This is a genomic window from Proteiniphilum sp. X52, from assembly GCF_003712195.1.
In the GTDB taxonomy this organism is placed as follows: domain Bacteria; phylum Bacteroidota; class Bacteroidia; order Bacteroidales; family Dysgonomonadaceae; genus Proteiniphilum.
The window spans coordinates 1-22,066 of the sequence record NZ_RDSD01000020.1 but is presented as its reverse complement, the minus strand read 5'-3'; the positions used below and the strand labels follow the sequence as shown (position 1 = coordinate 22,066).

General features: G+C 45.5%; 15 protein-coding genes and 1 tRNA gene. 4 read left to right on the top strand and 12 right to left on the bottom strand.

The features are described from left to right. Positions 1 to 189 precede the first annotated feature (189 nt). A complete protein-coding gene (locus tag D7D25_RS13840) occupies positions 190 to 678 on the bottom strand; it encodes a histidine phosphatase family protein (RefSeq protein WP_122969537.1) in 489 nt (162 codons plus the stop codon). A 141-nt stretch (positions 679 to 819) separates the two neighbouring features. Between D7D25_RS13840 and D7D25_RS13835 the strand changes: the two genes are divergently transcribed. Next, the gene (locus tag D7D25_RS13835) at positions 820 to 1,008 is read left to right on the top strand and encodes a hypothetical protein (RefSeq protein ID WP_122969536.1); all 189 of its coding nucleotides are present in this window, start codon (positions 820 to 822) and stop codon (positions 1,006 to 1,008) included. Between the two features lie 9 nt (positions 1,009 to 1,017). On the opposite strand, the gene tdh is transcribed toward D7D25_RS13835, so the two are convergent. From tdh to D7D25_RS13790, 9 genes are all read right to left on the bottom strand, one after another. Continuing rightward, the gene (gene tdh / locus D7D25_RS13830; RefSeq protein ID WP_122969535.1) at positions 1,018 to 2,043 is read right to left on the bottom strand and encodes an L-threonine 3-dehydrogenase; all 1,026 of its coding nucleotides are present in this window, start codon (positions 2,041 to 2,043) and stop codon (positions 1,018 to 1,020) included. Between the two features lie 64 nt (positions 2,044 to 2,107). Further along, positions 2,108 to 3,298, bottom strand: a complete 1,191-nt coding sequence (gene kbl, locus D7D25_RS13825; protein ID WP_122969534.1) for a glycine C-acetyltransferase — start codon at positions 3,296 to 3,298, stop codon at positions 2,108 to 2,110. A 27-nt stretch (positions 3,299 to 3,325) separates the two neighbouring features. Then, the gene (gene rmuC / locus D7D25_RS13820) at positions 3,326 to 4,837 is read right to left on the bottom strand and encodes a DNA recombination protein RmuC (RefSeq protein ID WP_122969533.1); all 1,512 of its coding nucleotides are present in this window, start codon (positions 4,835 to 4,837) and stop codon (positions 3,326 to 3,328) included. Between the two features lie 150 nt (positions 4,838 to 4,987). After that, positions 4,988 to 6,208 (bottom strand): bifunctional 3,4-dihydroxy-2-butanone-4-phosphate synthase/GTP cyclohydrolase II, encoded by a 1,221-nt coding sequence (locus D7D25_RS13815; protein ID WP_122969532.1) that lies wholly within the window; start codon positions 6,206 to 6,208, stop codon positions 4,988 to 4,990. 17 nt (positions 6,209 to 6,225) lie between these two features. Further along, on the bottom strand, positions 6,226 to 8,184 hold the full coding sequence (locus tag D7D25_RS13810) for an LptF/LptG family permease (RefSeq protein WP_122969531.1): 1,959 nt from the start codon (positions 8,182 to 8,184) through the stop codon (positions 6,226 to 6,228). A gap of 490 nt (positions 8,185 to 8,674) precedes the next feature. Continuing rightward, entirely contained in the window at positions 8,675 to 9,064 is a 390-nt protein-coding gene (locus D7D25_RS13805) for an START-like domain-containing protein (protein ID WP_122969530.1), read from the bottom strand. Between the two features lie 348 nt (positions 9,065 to 9,412). Then, complete coding sequence (locus D7D25_RS13800; protein WP_122969529.1) at positions 9,413 to 11,398, bottom strand: glucosamine-6-phosphate deaminase; 1,986 nt, start codon at positions 11,396 to 11,398, stop codon at positions 9,413 to 9,415. A 99-nt stretch (positions 11,399 to 11,497) separates the two neighbouring features. Beyond that, positions 11,498 to 12,889 (bottom strand): MFS transporter, encoded by a 1,392-nt coding sequence (locus D7D25_RS13795; protein WP_122969528.1) that lies wholly within the window; start codon positions 12,887 to 12,889, stop codon positions 11,498 to 11,500. Positions 12,890 to 12,990: 101 nt separating this feature from the next. Continuing rightward, positions 12,991 to 15,417, bottom strand: a complete 2,427-nt coding sequence (locus D7D25_RS13790) for an endonuclease MutS2 (RefSeq protein ID WP_122969527.1) — start codon at positions 15,415 to 15,417, stop codon at positions 12,991 to 12,993. A gap of 275 nt (positions 15,418 to 15,692) precedes the next feature. Between D7D25_RS13790 and D7D25_RS13785 the strand changes: the two genes are divergently transcribed. Then, positions 15,693 to 15,766, top strand: a tRNA-Met gene (locus D7D25_RS13785). Positions 15,767 to 16,023: 257 nt separating this feature from the next. On the opposite strand, the gene D7D25_RS13780 is transcribed toward D7D25_RS13785, so the two are convergent. Together D7D25_RS13780 and D7D25_RS13775 are read right to left on the bottom strand one after the other, a co-directional pair. Continuing rightward, complete coding sequence (locus D7D25_RS13780; protein WP_122969526.1) at positions 16,024 to 18,363, bottom strand: outer membrane beta-barrel protein; 2,340 nt, start codon at positions 18,361 to 18,363, stop codon at positions 16,024 to 16,026. Positions 18,364 to 18,427: 64 nt separating this feature from the next. Further along, a complete protein-coding gene (locus tag D7D25_RS13775) occupies positions 18,428 to 18,988 on the bottom strand; it encodes a hypothetical protein (protein ID WP_148038933.1) in 561 nt (186 codons plus the stop codon). A gap of 353 nt (positions 18,989 to 19,341) precedes the next feature. On the opposite strand from D7D25_RS13775, the gene D7D25_RS13770 reads away from it, so the two are divergent. Next, positions 19,342 to 20,643: a cobyrinate a,c-diamide synthase gene (locus D7D25_RS13770; RefSeq protein ID WP_122969524.1), complete on the top strand. Its 1,302-nt coding sequence runs from the start codon at positions 19,342 to 19,344 to the stop codon at positions 20,641 to 20,643. A gap of 110 nt (positions 20,644 to 20,753) precedes the next feature. Continuing rightward, positions 20,754 to 21,518 (top strand): creatininase family protein, encoded by a 765-nt coding sequence (locus D7D25_RS13765; protein WP_122969523.1) that lies wholly within the window; start codon positions 20,754 to 20,756, stop codon positions 21,516 to 21,518. Positions 21,519 to 22,066 lie beyond the last annotated feature (548 nt).

Here is a 22,066-nt window from a genome sequence, read left to right as displayed (position 1 = left end):
ACCAAGGCGTTGTAATCACCCCTGTATGTGGACATAATTCGCAACAAAAATAGCATAGCCGGCAGGTTTCCACAAAAGAAATAGATAAACTCACCTATTTTATCGACCAACAGAGGGTTTGAGGCGATTAACCCGTGAGAAGGCCGGGATAGAAATGGGTCGTACAAGGGCGCGCACAGTAATTAGTGATCATAATTCTTTGGCCAGTTTCAGCCAGTGAAAAGCTGCTCTCTCGGTCGAGATATCCGCCCAGGAGTCGATAGGGAATTCGAAGCATATCGCCGATGCGGTAGGGAGATTATCCAGGCGTACACCCAGGTCGTTGACCAGTTCGGTCACACCGGGATTGTGCCCCACATAAAGGCAACGATCCACCTCGTCAGGCAATTTTGAAATTACATTCAGTATCCAGCGGGAAGGGGCGAAATAGAGATTCTGGTCGGTTCTGATCTCTTCCTGCGGATAACCCAGGCTTTGCGCGGCCAGGATGGCGGTATCATGTGCCCGTCTTGCGGATGAGGAGAGGATCAGGTCGGGCGCACCCCATTTTTTTAAAATAAATCCTCCCATGTCGGAGGCATTTCTTTCACCGCGGTCAGAAAGGACGCGATCATAATCATCTTTGGCCATTGTATCCTGTTCGGCTTTGCCATGACGTAAGATAACAAGTTGTTTCATATAGCTTTAGCTTATAAATAGCGCTGTAATATTTTTTAAGGCACAAAAGTAATTATAATTTTCGAGATATTATATTTTTGTGCATTTCGTCCACATTCTTCACACAAATATCCACATTTATCAAACCTTTATTCTTATCAGATGAAGTTGCTGCTTGAGGAGGTGACGGCAGCCCACCAATGGGTTATAAAGAATATCGAACTGATTGATGATTACAAGGTACTTGCTGAGCCGGAAGCAGAAAAAAAAGAGAGCTCCGGAAAAGAACTCCCTTTATTAAAGCAGTTAAACCTGTTTGATAAGTTCGATAAAGCCGTCAGGTTTTTTTAATCCTGATTATCATTCCCAGTTCAGGATCACCTTGCCACACTGGCCTTCCTCCATCACGTCAAATCCCTTCTGGAAATCATCGACATTGAAACGGTGGGTGATGACGGGGCTCAGATCCAATCCCGAGATGATCATCTGTTCCATCTGGTACCATGTCTCCCACATTTCACGGCCGTAGATCCCTTTCAAGGTAAGCGCCTTGAAGATGATCTCGTTCCAATCCACCATCGTATTATTAGGCAAAATGCCCAGCAGTGATATCTTGGAACCGTTGTACATATTGGCTATCATCTCCCTGAATCCGGCAGGGGACCCGGACATTTCCAGTCCCACATCGAAACCGCGCATTCCCAGTTTCTCCACTGCCTGTGCGATTGTTTCTCCTTTTGAGACATTTACCGTGAGGGTGGCTCCCATTTTCCTGGCTATATCCAATCTGTATTCGCTCAGGTCGCTCACCACGATATATCGGGCGCCGGCAAAACGGCAGATTGCGGTAGCCATGCTGCCTATCAGTCCCGCACCGGTGATCAGCACATCTTCGGCGATCAACGGAAAAGAGAGGGCGGTATGGGTGGCGTTGCCGAAGGGATCCATGATAGAGGCGATCTCATCGGGAATGCGGGGATCGAGCTTCACCACGTTGGCGGCGGGCAGGGAGAGGTATTCGGCAAAAGCGCCGTCACGGTTTACCCCCACCCCGATGGTATTCTCACAGACATGCAGTTTACCACGGCGGCAGTTACGGCAGTGTCCGCAGGCAATATGGCCTTCGCCGGTCACACGGTCGCCCACCCTCAGGTTTTCCACGCCGCTGCCTATATCCACGATGTCACCGACATACTCGTGCCCGATGGTCATAGGCGTTTTAATAGTTTTCCGAGACCAGTCGTCCCATTTGTAAATATGGAGGTCGGTACCACATATGGATGTCTTTTTAATCTTGATAAGCACATCGTTCACACCGATCGGGGGAACCGGTACTTCTTCCATCCAAACACCTTTTTCAGGACGTAATTTTACCAATGCTTTCATTTGACAGATTTGATGATTTAATGATTTGATGATTTAAAGATTAGCTCATTAGCCTATTGCCACCTTAAGCAATAACTTTCAGTTTTTTCCCTACTTTGACAAACGCGGCAATTGCCTTGTCGAGGTGCGCGCGTTCATGGCCGGCGGAGAGTTGTACACGGATGCGCGCCTCGCCTTTGGGCACGACGGGGTAGTAGAATCCGGTCACATAAATACCTTCGTCGAGCAACTCCGCCGCAAAATCCTGCGACAGTTTCGCATCGTAGAGCATGACGGCACAGATAGCCGACTGGGTGGGTTTGATATCGAAATTGGCTTCCTTCATCTTCGCCACAAAGTAATCCACATTCTCGTGCAACTTATCCTGCAGGTGATTGGATTCCTGCAACATCTTGAATGCTTCCACGCCCGATGCCGCCACCATAGGGGGGATGGAGTTGGAAAAGAGGTAGGGCCGCGACCGTTGGCGCAGCATATCGATGATCTCCCTTCGGCCGGTAGTAAATCCGCCGATGGCACCTCCAAAGGCTTTGCCCAATGTGCCGGTGATGATATCCACCTTTCCCATCACATGGTATAATTCGGTCACACCTTTTCCGGTTTGGCCAACCACGCCGGCCGAGTGGCTTTCATCCACCATTACCAATGCATCGTATTTCTCCGCCAGTGCCATCATCTTGTCGAGTGGTGCCAGGTTGCCATCCATTGAAAAGACACCGTCGGTGACAATAATGCGGAAGCGTTGTGCCTGTGCCTCTTTGAGCTTTTCTTCCAGATCAGCCATGTCGGCGTTGGCATAACGGTAGCGTTGCGCTTTACAAAGGCGCACCCCGTCGATAATGGATGCATGGTTCAACGCGTCGGAGATGATAGCATCCTCATTGGTGAAAAGCGGCTCGAAGAGACCACCGTTGGCATCAAAACAGGCGGCATAAAGAATCGTGTCGTCGGTTTTGAAGAAGCGGCTGATGGTCGCCTCCAGTTCTTTATGATAATCCTGGGTGCCACAGATGAAACGTACGGACGACATGCCGTAGCCCCTTTCATCGAGTGCCCGTTTTGCCGCGTCGATCAGCCTTGGATGATCGGACAGTCCCAGGTAGTTATTGGCGCAGAAGTTGAGCACTTGCTGTCCCGTTTGTACTTTTATTTCAGCCTTTTGCGGTGAAACAATGATCCGTTCCTTTTTGTAAAGACCTGCCTCTTCAATCGACTTCAATTGGTCTTGCAGGTGTTGTTGCATTTTCCCGTACATATCTTTTTCTTTTTTAATTGCGTCAGATTACTTTTCATCGGCGACCTCGTCGAGCAATGACTGGGGTAGTGATTTCTTGGTTTTCACCCCCAGTTCACGGAGCTTTTCTGCCTGGCCGATGAGGTTTCCCCTACCCGATTTCAACTGGCTGTAAGCGTTCTCATAGCTTCGTTTGGCTCTGTTCAAATGGGTTTCTATATCGGTGAGTGAATCCACAAAGTTGACAAATTTGTCGTATAGCGCGGCTCCGCGCTCGGCAATGTCCATCGCGTTCCGATTCTGGTATTCCCGTTTCCAGAGATCCACTATCAACTTTAAAGCAGCGATGAGATTGGTCGGGCTGATGAACAGTATTTTTTTCTCGTAGGCGTACTGCCACAAGTTTTCATCATGTTGCAATGCCAGGCTATATGCCGGTTCATTAGGGATGAACAACATCACGAAATCGAGTGTGTCGGCATAATCCTGATAACTTTTCCGGCTCAGTTCGTCGATATGCTTGCGTACGGATCGAAGATGTTCGCCGATATATCTTTTCTGTTCCACCGGATCGTCCGCGCCTACATAATTGGCATAGGCCGTGAGCGATACTTTCGAGTCGATAATCACTTTCCGGTTGTCGGGATAGGCGATGATCACATCGGGCTTCATTCGTGAGCCGCTTTCGCCGGTGAAAGCGTTACCGTCGGTATCTCTCAGTGATTCCTGCACAAAATATTCCCGACCTTTCACCAATCCCGAACGTTCAAGAATATTCTCCAGAATCATCTCACCCCAGTCGCCCTGTGTCTTTGAGCTTCCTTTCAAGGCTCTGGTCAGGTTGTTGGCTTCGGTGCTGAGCCGGTCGTTCAATTCACGCAGGCTCTTCACCTCCTGTCCAAGTGAGAAACGTTCTTTCGACTCGTTGATATAGACCTCTTCCACTTTTTTTCGGAACGACTCGATATTCTCTCCGAACGGCTTCAGGATAGCATCCAGATTATCCCTGTTGAGATGGGTGAATTTCTCGGATTTCTCGTCCAAGATTTTCGAGGCAATGTTCTCGAACTCCAGGTTGAACTGTTTCCGTAATTCTACTATCTCCGCCTTCTGGTTTTCCAGTTTTTCGAGCAACGATTTATTCTCTGCAGTGAACTGGGCCAGCGACTTGTTCATTTCATTCCATGCTTCGTCTCTTGTTTTCAGTTCGCGCCTGATCTGCTCCACTTCTTCCTGGTAATTCCGGATAGTCTCCCGCGCGGCATTCAGATTGGCCGACAGCATGGCGCTGCCGCGTTCCGCCTCCAGCAGTTCTCTCTGTAACCGGCCGATTGTTTCCTCCCGCTCCTTTATGTCACTTTTCAATGATGCCTCATTTTCCCCCATGCCGGTTATTTTCTCTTTCGACAAGGCTAATTCGGTATTTAAAATGTTGTATCTGTCGGTCAGGGCGTCAAGTTCACTTTTTGAAACCGATTTCGACTTGTTGAGCAATGAGGCGATAATCCATCCCAGGACTCCCCCCGTCAAAAAACCGATTAGAAGGTACAAAATGTTCATAAAATCATTTATTTAGAGCAAAGAACCCATCATTGATTCACAGATTTAACGATTTACGGGTTAGTTGATAAGGAAGATCGATCAAATTGGGATATCCCCATCATCTTTCCATTTCACCACTTAATCACATTCATTGCCCCATCCACACACTTATTTTATGCATCTCAACAGATGGCCCATTCTCTTTTTCTTGGTTTCCATATAAAAATGGTTGTATGGGTTGGGGAAGATTTCGAGCGGCACATTCTCCACGACTTCCAGTCCGTAGGATTCAAGACCGACACGTTTGGTGGGATTATTGGTCATCAGGCGCATCTTTCTCACTTCCAGACTGCGGAGGATCTGCGCGCCAACGCCATAATCGCGTTCATCGGCCTGGTAACCGAGGTGAAGGTTGGCATCCACCGTGTCGAGCCCCTCCTCCTGAAGCTTGTAGGCAGCCGCCTTTGCCATCAGTCCGATTCCGCGCCCTTCCTGGTTGAGATAGACAAGCACTCCTTTTCCTTCCTTTTCGATGAGTCGCAGCGCCTTGTGGAGCTGTTCCCCGCATTCGCAACGCATCGACCCGAAAATATCGCCCGTTATACAGGAGGAATGGACCCTTACCAGCACCGGCTCATCGTCGCGCCATTCTCCTTTGATCAGGGCCACATGCTCCTGACCGGTAGCTTTCTGCAGAAACGGTATCATGGTGAATTCACCATATTCCGTGGGGAGTTGTACCGCTTCACCTCTTTCAATCAACGATTCGGTCCGGAGCCTGTATTTTATCAGGTCGGCCACTGAGACGATCTTGAGATTGAATTTCCGGGACATTTCCATCAATTCGGGGAGGCGGGCCATGGAACCGTCTTCATTCTTGATCTCGGCCAGGGCACCGGCCGGGAAGAGTCCTGCCAGACGGGCAAAATCGATGGTAGCTTCGGTATGTCCCGCGCGACGCAATACCCCTTTGGTTTGCGCGCGAAGGGGGAAGATATGTCCCGGACGGCCAAAATCTTCCGGTGCCGTCTCTTTGCGGGTCAGTGCCAGGATGGTTTGTGCCCTGTCATAAGCCGAGATGCCGGTAGTGCATCCGTGTGTGAGCAGATCGACAGAGACAGTGAACGGAGTGGAATGTATCGATGTGTTGTGTGAGACCATCATCGGCAGGTCCAATTCTTCGGCCCGTTCTTTGGTGATGGGGGCACAGATGAGCCCCCGCGCGTAAGTCTCCAGAAAATTGATCTTTTCGGGAGTGATATGTTCTGCCGCGATAATGAGATCGCCCTCATTTTCGCGGTCTTCATCATCGACCACTATGATAAAGTTGCCTTTCCGAATCTCTTCGATGGCTTCTTCAATAGTATGTAATTGAATTTCTTGTTGCATTTGTATATGGATTATTTTTATGCTAAAGCTATCGTTTCAGGCTCATGAATGCCGTGTAAAATATTTATCATCTCCGCGTTCAACCTTTGAATGTTCCTCAGGTCTTTCCTGATTGTCCACTCAAGGGGGATAGAGAGGAATCTGAGAATAATTCCCACAGGGAAAAGGCACATACAGATTTTAGCCGGTAGTGAAGCGGTATTGAAAATCCCCACTCTGTTGAATATTACAGGATACTCTTCCGCCTTTGCCAACACTTCCAGTTTACGTGAATTGGACAGGCTGTTGAGTATTATCTCCAATGAACTTCTAAGAGATCGTAATTCCTTGTCATAATTGGTGTCAGTCCAGAAGTCTTTATATGAGAGGCGACCATGTCTGTCCAGGAACCGGCCGATGCTCTGTGACAAATCAGACAGCAATTGCGATATTTCCTCATAATCCGGTTTTTCAATGATCACACTTTTTACCGGATATTTTCTCTTATCACGAATGAAAAGGAGTCTTTTGAAAAAGTTGACATAGGTGTCGGCATTCATGATTACCGAATCATTCACCGCCTTGTAAGTCAGGAAAATCCCTATGGGCAGCAAAACGAACGAACTGAACCACATGCCGAACCAGTGCGGCCAGACACCGTCGCGGGTCATTTTATAGCCCACATTCTCGACGATATAGTAGATGATAAACAGAATAACCGATATCACGATGGGTGTACCCAATCCCCCTTTTCTCACAATGGAACCCAATGGAGCTCCGATGAAAAAGAATATCAGACAGGTGAAAGGGATGGTGAATTTGCGGTGCCATTCCACCCAGTGGCGGTTAATGGTGCGCTGTGTGGTGGTTTTATTGAGCGACCTGAAGAGAAACTCATTGCTGTTGTTATCCGCTTTCATATAGGCACTTTGCAAAATAGCGGATTGCTCGTTCAGTGCTTTCGTCACTACCAGGGTGTCGGGACGAGGCACCTCTACGGGTGCGAGTCGCGCGGCAGCGATGAGGGAGTCTTTCTTCCCCGCAGGGTATCCATTCCTGAAAGAAAGATAGGAATGGTTCTTCATCGTTCTCCTGTCCACCTGGTTCACACTGTCGAGCACTACTGACATCGAATCGATGGAAGCGCCCAGTCGCGACAGATTTTTAGACACATAATTGCTGGTGGCACTGCCTTCAATGATCTCCTCCCCCATACGATTGAAGTTGGCATCGTAAGCAATCATCATCGTCTTTGTCTCGAAATTCTCCCGCGCGTAAGGAACAAAATCGTCATTATAACGCGAAGAGGAAGAACTGCCCTGTTGAAAATTCTGAAACTGTTGACCGCTGTACATGGTGAAGATAAGCATCTTCTTGTCGTCCGTGGTACTCATCTTGGCCGAATCGCAAATGATCACCGCCATATTGTTGAATCCGCTGGCTATATCGTAGATCAATACATTGTACAACATCCCTGTTTTATGGTCTTTCTTTCCCACATATAGATTATAACCGTCGATCTCTTTGTAGAATACACCTTCGGGAACATCCAACTCGGGCGAGGCCTGCCGGATGGAGATGAGCAGCGAATAAAATTTGGTTTGTATTTTCGGAAGCGCATTATTCTGGTAAAAAAAAACTCCGACCGCGACAGCCACAATCAGGATGGTAAGCGGCTTCATGGCCGTCAGCAACGGGACACCGGCCGCCTTTACCGCCAGCAACTCCAGGCTTTCGCCCATGTTCCCGAACATCATCAGCGATGCCAGCAGGATCGCCAGCGGCAGCGCGATATAGACCAGCGTGAGGGCCGCATACCAAAACATCTCGCCGAGTATGCTTATCTCCAACCCTTTGCCAACCATATCTTCCACATATTTCCACAGGAATTGCATCAACACCAGAAAGAGGCATATGGCAAAAGTCATTAGCAAAAGCGGAATATATGTCGTAAGAATATAGCTGTAGAGCCGCTTTATGTGGAAAAATCTTCTCATTAAACAATTGGACAAAAAGAATATTTTCGTTCAGCTAAAATAACGATTAAGCGAGAGTAATGTCAAGCTGGCTTGAAACATTGCCGGGCAATGGTTATTTATCAGAATGTGCAAAGTCAAACTCGATTGAATATTTTCAATGGAACTTGAAAACATTTAAGCATGCTTGAGCTTTGCCATAGCGGGAAAATATCCAATGTGATTGAACTTTTAATTTTATGACAAAGATAGTGAAAGCTGGGAGAAATCATGAGAGTTTACTCTCAAAAGATTTCCCAGGCGCATCCTATCCCATCCAAAGATAATAAAATCAAATGAATCGTGGCTTCTCAAATTGCCCGTTTTCGTTAAGCAATAGGGGCAAAAGACGAGTCTAATCGGATGATGCCGTTGCGGGAAAACGACGGTGAGAATTGAAAATCAATGAGTAAAGGGGACTCAAAACGGCTGAATTTTTATTGAAAGATAAAGAAATGAGGGTGTGGGAAAGTCAGATTCCGAGCCTTCTTTTCATTTCATCGACTTGAAATTCCCATAGCGCTATGGCATCACCTTTCTCATCAGACTCTGCAAAATCAGTTATTTCGAGAGTCATAGCACCCGACAGGTCGAGTTTACGCAGTAAAAATTCGAAATAAAGTTCTTCATTTTCCTCATCAAGCCACCTGTATCGGATGCTTGATTGTGGTTTTTTGTGAACAATCCGGGCTTCATTATCCGTTTTTCCCCACATGAATTTGTAGATGGTCTCTGATTCATCCATCGTCACCTCATCTGCAAACCATTCCGAAAGGCCGTCAATCTGACTGATCATTCGCCACAAACTACTCTGGGTGGCATTTCCCATCAGGAATTCGATATGAAATTTCTCTTTCGACATCTCTCAATTCAAAACAGGCTCACAATATACAATTTTTTTAGGGATTTACAGCCAAAACCATCGGTTAATTTTATATTGAATTGAGCGATATTGAAGATAAGCCCCGAAAACAGCTTAAAGTGGAACGGACTCCGGCCGATTGAACGATCCTTGAAAAGCCAAACCAGACTATGCGGATGAATCTTTCACCTTGCCCCCTTGAAGACAAAACCTGTTTCCCACCACTCCCACTTCGTCGCCAACTTCCTTTCACCTTGCCCCCTTAAAGACAAAACCCGGTGCCGGGAAACAGCAATCACCTGTCTCGGGCACCGGGAATTCTCTATTAGATTGGAAGTCTGTGGAAAGTTATTGCACGGGAATATACTCGACGAATGCCTCTATGGCTTCGTAGGAGGCCAATCCCAACTTCCAGTACATGTCCGCCGTCGCCCTGTTGCGCTCTTCCGAACGTTGCCAGAACAACCTCTCATCATCTCCCAGGAAGGGCGCGCTCTCCATTTGCGACTGATGTCTGAGGATAGCGTTCCTTTTCTGTCTAAGTTCTTCAGGAGAGAGGGGTACAGCCATTTCTATATGGTCTATCTCCCACTCCATCCACGCGCCCCGGTACATCCAAACCCGGCAATCTTGATACCACTCCTCTTCTTTCATCAGGTCTATGGCCGCCAGGACCGCGTCGAGACAGACCTTGTGTGTTCCGTGCGGATCAGCCAGATCGCCCGCCACATATATCTGGTGCGGTTGAATGGTCTCGATAAAATCTTTCACTATAGTGACATCCTTCTCCGATATGGGATTCTTCTTGATTTTACCGGTTTCATAGAAAGGCAGGTCGAGGAAATGCACGTTCTCTTCCGGAAGGCCCACATACCTGTCGGCTGAACGAGCCTCTTCACGGCGGATTCTGCCTTTAATGAAAAGGATATCAGGGGTATCGATGTCATCTTTCGATTTCTCATGTAAAAGGTAATGACGGATACTTTCATATTTTTCGAGCAATCCTGTGTTTTCGGGATTGAATTTCTTGCGCATGCTGTTCAGCACGGAGATGTAGCGGATCACCTCTTCGTCGCCCACGGCAATATTTCCGGAGGTCTGGTAAGCCACATGCACCTCATGTCCCTGATTGACGAGCCGCTGGAATGTGCCTCCCATTGAGATCACGTCGTCGTCGGGATGCGGACTGAAGATAATCACCCTTTTGGGATAGGGCTTCGCCCTTTCGGGACGGTAGGTATCATCGGCGTCAGGTTTTCCTCCCGGCCAACCGGTAATAGTATGCTGTAGGTCATTGAATATTTTGATATTCACGTTGTATGCCGATCCGTAGAGTGTGATCAGTTCACTCAATCCGTTATCGTTGTAATCTTTATTTGTCAGTTTAAGGATAGGTTTGTTTACCACCCCGCAAAGCCAGACAATAGCCCGGCGGATCAATTTGCTGGTCCATTCGCAGTTGGTCACCAACCAGGGGCGGCTGATACGGGTCAATTCGGAAGCGGCTGCCAGGTCTACGAAGACTTTGGATTCAGGGTGTGTTTGCAACAGAGAGCCGGGGACCAGGTCGGTCACCGCTCCTTCCACGATGTCCTTGATGCTCTGTGCCTTTTGCTCACTCCAGGCTACCAGCGATATCTTTTTCGCATCCATCATATCGGACAGCCCCATAGTGATAGCGCTTACCGGCACTTTGTCGAGTGATCCGAAGTTGCGGGCAATGTCTTTTCTGGAGTCACCGTCGAGCATCACCAGACGGGTTTCCGAATGCAGGCTGCTACCAGGCATGTTGAATCCCACATTCCCTTTACTGCCTAATCCCAATAGCAAATAATCGAGTCCACCCATTTTTTTCAGGCTTTGCTCAAACGCCTCGCAATTTTCGGCGATCAGATCTTTCTCAACGGTGGCATCCGGGGAGTAGATATTTTCCGGTGCAATGTCTACCTGGTCGAGGAAATTCTCCTTCAGCATCTGCAGGTTGCTATAGGTGAAATCGAGCACCGGATAAAATTCATATGTGTTAAAAGCGATCACATTGCTGAAACTGACACCTTCCCGCTTATGGTATCTCACCAACTCCTCATAAACCGGCAGAGGCGAGTTTCCCCCGCTAATTCCCAGCACAAAGGGTTTGCCTTCCTGCTGTTTTGCTTTCATCTCGTTGACAATCTCCTTCGCGATTTTTTTTGCCGCTCGTCCCGGTTCTTCAAAAATGGCTACCGGCAGTTTCTCGAAACGCGACAGGTTATATTCCTCGAAATCATTTTCCGGCTTGTAATACTTTTTGGGAACCCTCTCAAAAGTAATGTGTGAACTCAAATCTAATCTCATATCTCTATACGATTTAAAAAAGATAACTATATACTTATTTATGATATAACATCCGGCAAAGGGACAAGTTTTCTGTTTCAGGATTTCATTTCCTGTTTTTCAGATCCCGGTAGCCGGTTGCTCCCTCTTCTTATCCAACTTACGTGTAATATGCCCGTAAAATAGAAGGGCTATGGCCGAGATGGCACCGATACCCACAAAAACGTACCAGATATAGTGAGCGTTTTGGGTAGCCGCGGCGTAAGCCACTGTGTCGAGGACGCCCGCCTCATTGGTGAACAGCCGTGGATCGGGACAGTATTTGTCCAGGAGGAATCCCGACAAGCCGAAAGCCAGCAGGAACGAAAAGAAAGAATGGAGGTGGCTGAATCCCAGATAGAGTCCTTCTTCACCCTTGGGTGCCTGAAGGGAGAAATACTCCAAGTAACGGGGTGAAATGAAACATTCGGCCAACGCCTGCATGGCGATCCCCACAATCATCATGAATGCCACGGGATGCATGCCCAGGATGTTGGCCGCTCCCACTTGCGTGCCCAAGGACATCACCAACGCGGATAGCGGGATAATAAACATTCCCGTCATCATGGAGGTGACGGCGTTCCGTTTTTTCATGATGGAGGTGACGAAATTCACGCATACGAAAACCACCAAGGGATTTACGTTGGCATACCATCCGGGCGATGCCCCCTCTCCGATCAGGCGGATCACATATTTGGGCATGGTGGCATACATCTGGCTCTGTATGACCCAGAAACCACTCACAATCAATATCAGCAACATCAAACGGCCGTTGAGCATCACTTTTCCCAGTGACCGGCCCAGCTCCGCAAAACTTTTCCCTTTTCCTTCGGTCTTTGCCGATTGATAGAAGAAATAAACGGCCATCAGGGCAAGGAGTGTCATGGCTGCCGAAAAGTAATTCAGGTAAACCAATCCCTGGTCGCCCATGCTCCTTCTCAGCGGATCGACGACCGTCTTTCCGGTGAAGGCTCCGATGTTCACCATCATATAAAATATGGAATAACCGCGAGCCCGGTTTTCCGGCGTGGTTTCGCGCGCCACCGTACCGGATATCACCGATTTGATGAATGACCCTCCCAGAACGACCAGTATCAGCGGAGCGATGATAGACCATCTCAGATAACTCCCATTCAACCCTGTGTAAGTGGTGGTCATCCCATAGCTCACCAAGCCCGCGCTTTCAAGCATCGTGGGAAGGATTCCCAGCCCGGCATAGCCTACTGTCAGCAGTGCGAAAGCCAGGATGATGGCCGAACGGAACCCTATCTTATCCGAAATGGCACCGGCAAACACTGGCAGCAAATAAAGCATGGCGGAAAACAAACCGGCGATGACCCCCGCTTCAATATCGGAAAAGCCCCACACATTCGACAGATAAAGTGTGATGACAATAAAAACGGCATAATATGCCAGACGCTCGAGAAGTTCCACAAAATTGGCAACCCAGAAGGGTTTGGAGAATTTAACCATCAGCGATTATTTAATTGTAAAAAAATCAGAATAAATTTAATATGGTGGACAAAGATAAAAAAAATTTTGAATATTGAGGGGGTGGAGTGTCAAGCTTGTTTTTACTCAAGATCGACTACCGTAATACCGGCACCTCCGAACTGCACGTGTTCATCCTGAAAACGAGCCACTCCATGCACACTACCCAGATATTCCCTGATAACCTGGCGCAGCGCTCCCGTGCCTGTGCCGTGAAGAATTCGTACCCGGGACACTCCCAGCTGAATGGCATCATCCACGAAGTACATCACCGCCTGCAGCGCCTCGTCGCCGCGCATACCCCGCACATCGATATCCTGCTTGAAATTGAGTTTTCGTTCATGCAACAAGTCGCGGGTATTGGAGACTTTCCGCTCCTTTTTTATCTGATTGGCGCTTACCCGCTCCAATTTATCGAGATCGACTGTGGATTTGATCATCCCGAAAGCCACGACCGCCTTCTTTCCGGAGATCTCCATGATCTCACCCGGCGAGCTTTGGCCTATCAACCGTACCGTGTCGCCGGCCGCAAGAGGTTGGGCCGCTTTCAAACCGTTATCATCACCTGCCGTCCGCCTCTGTTTCTGTTTTTTCCGCTTTTTCGTTTCCGGCATGTCGACCGGTTCCATTTTCTCCTTGAATTCCCGGAGCGATTGCCGTATCTGTTTGGTTTTTTCCTTATCGGCTCCCGCCTCCCTGATCTCACGGATTGTATTTTCAATACGGGCGTTGCTTTCGGCCAGCAACCGTTCCGCCTGCTCACGGGCCTGCGCCAGTATTTCCTTTTTCTGCTTGTGGATGGTTTCCAGGTCAGCCTCATATTTTGACGTGATCTCTTCCAGCCGTTTCCGTTCGCGGCGTATCTCGTCCCGTTTGCGTTCCCAATATCGCTTGTCGCGTGATATATCCTGCAGGTATTTATCCATATCGATATAATCTTTCCCCACGATCTCCGATGCGTGGGCAATCACATCTTCGGGAATACCTGTCTTGCGGGCGATCTCCACGGCAAAAGAACTTCCCGGATTGCCGATAGCGAGACGAAAGAGCGGCTGCATCTCATGTCGGTCGTAAAGCATGGCGCCGTTCACCACCCCTTCATTCTCGTTGGCGAAATGTTTCAGGTTCTGATAATGGGTGGTGATCACGCCGAACGACTGCCGACGGTTGAACCTGTCCAACAGCGCTTCGGCGATGGCTGCCCCTATCCGGGGTTCGGTGCCGCTCCCGAACTCATCGATCAACAGCAGCGATTTGTCATTACAATGCTTCTCGAAGAATTTCATGTTCAGCAGGTGGGAGCTGTAGGTCGACAAGTCGTTCTCAATGGATTGCTCGTCACCGATATCAATAAAGATATCATCGAACACCCCCACCCTGGAGTTCTCTTTCAACGGGATCAGCAGTCCGCATTGCACCATGTATTGCAGCAGCCCCACCGTTTTCAGGCAAACAGATTTACCTCCGGCGTTGGGACCGGAGATCACCAGGAGCCTGTTATCACCTTCCAGGATAATATCGAGCGGGACGATCTTCCGGTTCTGTTTCTTCAGAGACAGGTAAAGCAACGGGTGCACCGCTTCCACCCAATCGATTCGCGGAGTGTTGTCGATAGAAGGCTTGATACCACCGATCAGCCTCGCGAAAGCTGCCTTTGCCTGGATAAAATCGATTTTTGCCAGGAATTCGTATGACTCCAGCAGATCGGGCAGAGAAGGACGCAGGTAATTGGTGAAATCGGTCAGTATTTTGATGATCTCCCTTCGCTCATCGGCCTCCAACTCACGGATCCGGTTGTTGGCTTCCACCACTTCCGACGGTTCGATAAAGACCGTTTTACCCGAAGCCGACTCATCATGCACTATCCCTTTGATCTTCCGCTTGTGGGAAGGGTTCACCGGAATCACTAACCGTCCGTCGCGCATACTCGGCGACACATCCTTATCCACATACCCTTCGGCCTGGGCCTTACGCAGGATGGCATTCAGGCTTTTAGAGATACCGTTCAGGGTGGAGGTTAATTCGCGCCGGATTTCCGACAGGCGGGGCGAGGCATGGTCTTTCACCTGTCCGAAACCATCCAGTATAGAGTCTATCCTCCTGGTCATTTCGGGAAAGGTCGGGATCCCGCCTGCCAATGCAAGCAAATAGGGATATTTGGGTGCTTTCCCTTCATCACGCCGCAGAAATGCCACAATCCCGTGGATGGTCTGCAATGAGCGCCGCAGTTCAAACAAGGCATTCTGGTCGATCCACGCCCCTTCCACGCGGATACGCCTCAGCACGGGACGCATGTCATAAAAATGGTCGGCGGGAAATGAATCCTCCTCCTCCCCGATACGGACAAACTCCTCAGTCTGGAAGAGAAGAGGCTCTATTTCACCGTAAGAAGCGGAGAAATGCATCTCTTCCACCTTTTCTTTTCCCAGAGGACTCAGGCACCGTTCCGAAAGGAGTTGGCGCACTTTCTGAAATTCTATTTTCTGTTCGAAATTATCGGGATAGATCATTATCTGTCAGTTTAAAGGTTTCCATATACCAAACTCACAATAGGTTTGCATAGGATACCCTTGAGGCTGCAAAATTACAATATTAAACCGACTTTCACCACTCTATATGATTATAACCGCTATCTTTTTTGATAGTAAGGGCTACTTTCTTCCACGGAATCACTTTTGCTGTTTTTTTAATTCCCTTGTATGTTTTTCGGTTTTGTTGTTGCAGGATTCAAAAAGTTGTGCTACTTTTGCACCTCGAATTCCGGAGGAAATTCATATTTATTGTTGGCGAGATAGCTCAGTTGGTTAGAGCGCATGATTCATAATCATGAGGTCGGGGGATCATGCCCCCCTCTCGCTACTTGAAAATGAGTCAGTTAAGAATTTTTCTTGACTGATTTTTTTTGTCGTCAACACACCATAAATCGTTGATAGGCAATAATATCTTTTCCAACAACTCGATTGTTCCCATGGAATACATGGGATAGAACCTATTTTGTTAACTCATACCAAGATTTGAAGAACCATTCTTTTTAATTATCTCTGTTTCTAATGAATAGATGAGTTCTGAAGTCAAATTATTCAACACTTCTTTGGTTTTAATGATATCCCTTTGCATTATTGTTTTAATTTAAATGTGCCATCATCATAATCAGAGTTGTATAATTTTCTATTTTCACTATAGGGTTTAATGATGGTGTTAAAATTCCAAGAAATAGATAATCCTAAGGTTCGCTCCTTGCTCTTAAGCCATCCCTCATAAGTGTGTTGAACGATGCTGTCATCTATCGTATGATTTTTAAATTTATTCTTCACAAAGGGGAAATAATAAGAAAGTTGAAAGGTCCAATCTTTGTATGAATATCCAGTATTAAGGTATGATACTTTTTCTGTACCTAAAATATATAACCCTTCCAGTGAATTACTACCAATCCTCTGATAATACTCAAGCGAAAAATTTTTGTATTGATACGAACTGTAAATAGTAATGGGGATGAAATATTTTTTGATTTCAACAGCGTTTTTTGTGGGTTTGAAAAAATGATTGTAAACTCTGATGTTGCCTCCTATTCTTAATCCATTGAAGGGTCTTATTGACAGATCTGCATTTATCCCATACTTATAATTTTTTGTGGCGTTAGAACTAGAGAATGTAATAAACATTTTGTTGTCAATCGGCTCTCTTTCAAAAAAATCAAAAATGTAGTTTTTATCATTTTGGTAAAATAGAGATAAGTCTACATCTAACACCCCCCTCGAATATGAGTGATTCAAACGGACATCATGGTGTACACTTGTTTTCAAATCGGGGTTCCCTCTACGAATTATATTTTGCATAAGCATAATGGAATTGTCTGAGAATTGTTGAATTTCTGGTACTCCTGTTGATACCCGGTAAGTTAGTCGAAGAAAATTATCATCATTGATAGCACGTCCTAAAATAATAGTTGGTGTAAATGTTGGTATATTAGTGTTTCCTGATGACGTTTTTATTGTATTCAACCTGCCCCCTAAGCTTATCCTGTATGATAGTTTTCTTATCAAGCCAGATGTTTCCGCATATAAAGAGTGTTCTTGTAAATGAATATTATTGGGTTCTCTATTGGCATCATGAGTAATACTGGTTATTTCATTTTCAGCGGTTGAAACTAAGGATTTGTATCCAAAAGAAAATTCATTTTTTCCAATGTTAGTTATATAATTTATTTCCCCAATATATGTTCTTTTTAATGTTTCAATATCCGATTCATCTTTAAATGGGAATAAACCACCTTCTTCCGAAAATATATTTTGGTCGTTTTTATAAAAAGAAGACACTACGTTAATATTAAGCTCGTTACTTTCCTTAATTTTTTTTGAATAATATAAATCGAAAGAGGGAGAAAAAGTATTTACTTTATTTCTAAGGAATCCAATTTTGGAATCTACAATGTCGTTAATCAAATATTGCACATTACGTGTTTCATTGGAGTTATCATTGGTGAATCCGATAATTCCTTTTGCTTGGAATATATAATCATTTTCCTTTAGATTTGAGTAAGCAAAACTTACATTGTGTTGATTATTCCAATTTTGCTCTTCTTTTTCGTATGAGTATTCATGATGTTCATCCTGTAAAGAATAAATATATTTCCCTTCATATAAATCTTTTTTCTTTCGCTTTGGAGTAATAAAAAGATCGGCGCCAAGCGTAAATTTGTTTCTTCCGCTAACATATGAAATATATGGTGTAAACATAGAATATAGTTGGCCTGCCATTAAATAAAAATCACCTGAAAATCCTGAATCAAAATCTTTCGTTACTATATTTAATACTCGTCCGGAAACATTGTATCGAATGGGAGGGATATCATAATACTCTACCCTTTTTATTTTATCAACGGCAATCAACTTTAGTTCAGAATCATTTGATTTCACTCCGTTTATCAGTATGAGCACTCCTTTTCCGTCTGATGTGGTTAAAGAATTGTTTATTTTATTAACTAGCAAGTAAGGTAAATTGAGCATTAAGTCCCTGGCGTCTTTTGCATTTCTCTTTTGTTCTTCAGAAAAAGTGACTTTTCTCCTGTCTATATCTTGTTGTGTTCGTTTAGCTCCGACTATGATTTCTGATAACAGTTTACTATCTTCTTTCAAAATTATATTGCCAACATCTGAAAGGTTGTTTTGTACTTCTAATAAGTTCAACTCTAAAAAATGTGTTTCATATCCCAAATAAGAGACAGACAGCACATAGTTTTCTGGTGATGTTGTGATTAAAAAACTACCATCCTCGGCAGTGCTCGTACCAGTTACAAGATTAACTGAATCAGTTTTTCTATAAAGTCGTATATTAGCATAAGCCAAGGATTTATTAACATTATCTTCAGTAATCATAACTTTTCCTTGAATTTTAACTTGTGAAAAACACACGCTAAAACTAAATAAAAACAATACAATAAAAGGATACTTTCTCATGACACAACTGGCTTATTAATAAATAATTCCCGGTTTTGAGACAGCCCCATCCGCGTAAAGCCATTTATTTAGGATTTTGTTCTATTCTAAAATAACCTCCAGTATCAAGGCTGATTAATTGAACGAGCAAAACTCTTTTTTCTTTTGATCTGTTTTCAGTGAGGTCAACCGTGATAACAGTCGGTTCATTCTTGTCCCTTGGACCTGGACTTTCAGATATTATAGAAAAGAATGAACCTTTTATCTCTGTCACACTTCTATTGTTTACTGTCTTTGTATCGTAGGAGAATGACGGGTCTGTTACTTTACCGTGCTCAATTTTATTGATATTTCCGGTAGAAAGATCCACAATGGTGTCGTTGTATTGTACATATTGAAACGTCCAATTTCTATTTTCCGTTTTCATTTCAATCCGGGTAGCTTCCGGGGGCAAATCTTTATAAACATTAGGGGTAAGGAATTTGACTTCTTCGCCGGCAAGAGGGCCCTCGCAACTTACACTGAATAGATAAAGTATAAATGCCATCAAAAATTGAATACCCGTTGTTACCTCTTTTTTATTCATAGTTGTATAACGATAAAATGATTGATTTTCTCCATAAATAACTAATTTTGTTCCTTCCATGTAATAATTAAATGTCATGCAGGTTTTGTAAGCTATTCATACCGACGCCTATGATATAGATGCAATGAATGTAAGTTTCGCTGCACTTATAATTTAAAAATTACATATATTTTTATATTTATAACATCAATCGGGCAGTTTTGTTTAATAATTTAAAATTATTAAACAATAAAAAAAGAAATCACCATCTGTGATATGACGTCCCCATCGCTGATAATTAATGCATAAGAAATGTGATTTTTTATTATCCGGAAATATCCGGTATGGCAGTGAAATGAATAGTATCAGGATAATCGCCGGTTTGCAGTGGTTTGGCAGGTGAAAATTTCGTCAAAAACCTTACCTTTGCGACTATGGAAAGATCTCAGTTCTTAATAGACGCCTCATCATCGGGATGCGGCAAGACCATGCTGACCATCGGTTTTTTGCGGGCATTCAAAAACCGGGGGTTACAGGTGCAGCCCTTTAAGTGCGGCCCGGACTATATCGACACGAAATTCCATGAATTGGCGGCAGGCAAGCCATCTATCAACCTCGACCTGTTCCTTTCATCACAAGAACATGTGAAGCGATTGTACTCAACCTACACGTCCGGTTGTGATGTCGCCCTGACCGAAGGGGTTATGGGCCTTTTTGACGGGTTTGACAAGTGGCAGGGCAGCGGCGCGCATATTGCCGAAACACTCCATATACCCATTATACTGGTGTTGAATCCCAAAGCGACAGCCTACTCCGTGGCACCTATCCTGTATGGTTTCAAAAATTTTCACAAGAACATATCCATTGCGGGTGTTATTTTCAATATGGTCAATTCCGACAGCCATTACCGGTTCTTGCAGGATGCCTGTGACGACGTGGGTATACCGGCATTGGGGCGGCTCCCGGAAAACAACGATCTGGAGATCCCATCGCGTCACCTCGGTTTAAGTATCGACCGCGACCTGCTTTTGGATGAGTTCGCGGAGAAAGCGGGCAATTTTATGGAGCAGCATCTCCCTATTGATGAAATACTGGAGATGACCCGGAAAAGCTTCACTCCGCCTGCTCTCTCAAAGGAAAACGCGGTATCAAGCCCCAAAGTGTTAAACTCGGCTGTCGCCACGGACGAAGCTTTTGCATTTTACTACCATGAAAATATTGAGTACCTGAAGAGAAGAGGAACCGTCACATTTTTCAGTCCAATCCGCGATAAAGAGCTTCCCCACGCCGATTTCGTATACCTCCCGGGGGGATATCCTGAATTGTACCTCGACAAGCTAAGCAAGAATAATTCCATGCGGGAAAGTATCCGCGGTTATGTGGAGCAAGGCGGACGATTGCTGGCTGAGTGCGGGGGGATGATGTACCTTTCATCCTGCATTGCCGACAAAACCGGAAAAGAGTATCCCATGGTCAATATTTTTAACCAGAAAGCCAGTATGGAAGCAATGAGACTCACGCTGGGATACCGGCAATTCACATCGAATGGCGTCAGTGTGAAGGGACATGAATTCCATTACTCATCTGTTTCCGGAAATGAGGAGAGTATCATCACCCAATACAATGCCAAAGGTGTTCCGGTTGAGACGAAACTATTGCGTTACAAAAACGCAATTGCCGGATATACACATATATACTGGGCGGAAATGGATGATTTGATGAGCCTCTTCAATTAGAACAAACTGTATTTAAGTTTCGTAAGTCGTCATATGTACAGGGCCGCGTTTGGAAATAACGCGATTTTCACCTACTTTTGCCTTTATTCATTTATAAACCCAGTCGAGCGATGATCAGACCTTATATTTTAGCGGAATCGAACTGGAAATCGGTCAAGGATTCCGGTTTTGACCTGGCGATATTGCCATGGGGTGCCACCGAGGCGCACAACTACCATTTACCTTACGCCACCGACAATATTCTGTCGGAAAACATCGCGGCCGAAGCAGCGAGGATTGCATGGGAGAAAGGCGCGAGGCCTGTCGTGCTACCCAATATACCTTTCGGAGTGAATACCGGACAGTTGGATATCCGGCTCGACATGAATATTTATCCGAGCACACAGTTGATCATCCTGAATGACATTGTGGAAAATCTCCACCGGCATGGTATTAAAAAGTTGGTTATTCTCAATAGTCACGGAGGTAATGATTTCAGGATTATGGCGCGTGAGCTGGGGGCGAAATATCCGGAGATGTTTATCTGCGTATGCAATTGGTTTCAATGGAAAGGGAGAGATGATTTCTTTGAACACAAGGGCGACCATGCCGATGAGATGGAGACCAGCCTGTTGCTGCACCTCAGGCCGGAATTAGTACTCCCGTTGGACGAGGCGGGCGAGGGAAAAGAGAAAAAACACAAGATCGAAGCCTTAAGACAAGGTTGGTTCTGGGCAGAACGACGGTGGTCGCAAGTGACGGAAGACACCGGTATCGGCAATCCCAAGGCGTCGAACCCGGACAAAGGGAAACGATTTTTTGAAACAATTACCCAAAAAGTTGCTGCCGTATTGTTGGAGTTGGCGAAAAACGATGTGAGTAATATGTACGAATAAATATTTGGAAATATACACGTATCCTGCTGGCGCCCGATCCCGTTTGCAATAAATGGTAAACTTAAGGTTGATTTTTTGGTAACTTTACAAATTAAGACACTTGAGCAAACACCCCTGAACACAAAACTCCATATTTACTTTTTTTGCAGGTGGATTGATTTACTTTGTGTTCGCACACAGTTGACGAAAATGTTAAAAAATACTCAAAAAGACAGCAATTAACCTTTGTTATAATGTTTTAATAATTAAAATAAGAGAAAAGATATTTTATGAATTTATCTTTGCAAAATAAAAAAAGACAAATTAAATCGGGTTAATTCTTAAAATATTTACAATATTACCAGCATATAGCCCTCTAAAGCTTTCGAATTCTAATATTTTTAAAGAAATACATTAATAATGCACCCATTGAAATCCATACATCCATTAACAAAATTTGTAAACATATTGTTTGCAAATTTTGATTGTGTAGCGGGGGGGGGGGGGGGGGGGGGGGGGGGGGGGGGGGGGGGGGGGGGGGGGGGGGGGGGGGGGGGGGGGGGGGGGGG

What these genes read in the sequence shown, in the direction of transcription:
- D7D25_RS13840 (WP_122969537.1), bottom strand. Translation starts at nt 678, where the DNA reads ATGAAACAACTTGTTATCTTACGTCATGGCAAAGCCGAACAGGATACA.
- D7D25_RS13835 (WP_122969536.1), top strand. Translation starts at nt 820, where the DNA reads ATGAAGTTGCTGCTTGAGGAGGTGACGGCAGCCCACCAATGGGTTATA.
- tdh (WP_122969535.1), bottom strand. Translation starts at nt 2,043, where the DNA reads ATGAAAGCATTGGTAAAATTACGTCCTGAAAAAGGTGTTTGGATGGAA.
- kbl (WP_122969534.1), bottom strand. Translation starts at nt 3,298, where the DNA reads ATGTACGGGAAAATGCAACAACACCTGCAAGACCAATTGAAGTCGATT.
- rmuC (WP_122969533.1), bottom strand. Translation starts at nt 4,837, where the DNA reads ATGAACATTTTGTACCTTCTAATCGGTTTTTTGACGGGGGGAGTCCTG.
- D7D25_RS13815 (WP_122969532.1), bottom strand. Translation starts at nt 6,208, where the DNA reads ATGCAACAAGAAATTCAATTACATACTATTGAAGAAGCCATCGAAGAG.
- D7D25_RS13810 (WP_122969531.1), bottom strand. Translation starts at nt 8,184, where the DNA reads ATGAGAAGATTTTTCCACATAAAGCGGCTCTACAGCTATATTCTTACG.
- D7D25_RS13805 (WP_122969530.1), bottom strand. Translation starts at nt 9,064, where the DNA reads ATGTCGAAAGAGAAATTTCATATCGAATTCCTGATGGGAAATGCCACC.
- D7D25_RS13800 (WP_122969529.1), bottom strand. Translation starts at nt 11,398, where the DNA reads ATGAGATTAGATTTGAGTTCACACATTACTTTTGAGAGGGTTCCCAAA.
- D7D25_RS13795 (WP_122969528.1), bottom strand. Translation starts at nt 12,889, where the DNA reads ATGGTTAAATTCTCCAAACCCTTCTGGGTTGCCAATTTTGTGGAACTT.
- D7D25_RS13790 (WP_122969527.1), bottom strand. Translation starts at nt 15,417, where the DNA reads ATGATCTATCCCGATAATTTCGAACAGAAAATAGAATTTCAGAAAGTG.
- D7D25_RS13780 (WP_122969526.1), bottom strand. Translation starts at nt 18,363, where the DNA reads ATGAGAAAGTATCCTTTTATTGTATTGTTTTTATTTAGTTTTAGCGTG.
- D7D25_RS13775 (WP_148038933.1), bottom strand. Translation starts at nt 18,988, where the DNA reads ATGGAAGGAACAAAATTAGTTATTTATGGAGAAAATCAATCATTTTAT.
- D7D25_RS13770 (WP_122969524.1), top strand. Translation starts at nt 19,342, where the DNA reads ATGGAAAGATCTCAGTTCTTAATAGACGCCTCATCATCGGGATGCGGC.
- D7D25_RS13765 (WP_122969523.1), top strand. Translation starts at nt 20,754, where the DNA reads ATGATCAGACCTTATATTTTAGCGGAATCGAACTGGAAATCGGTCAAG.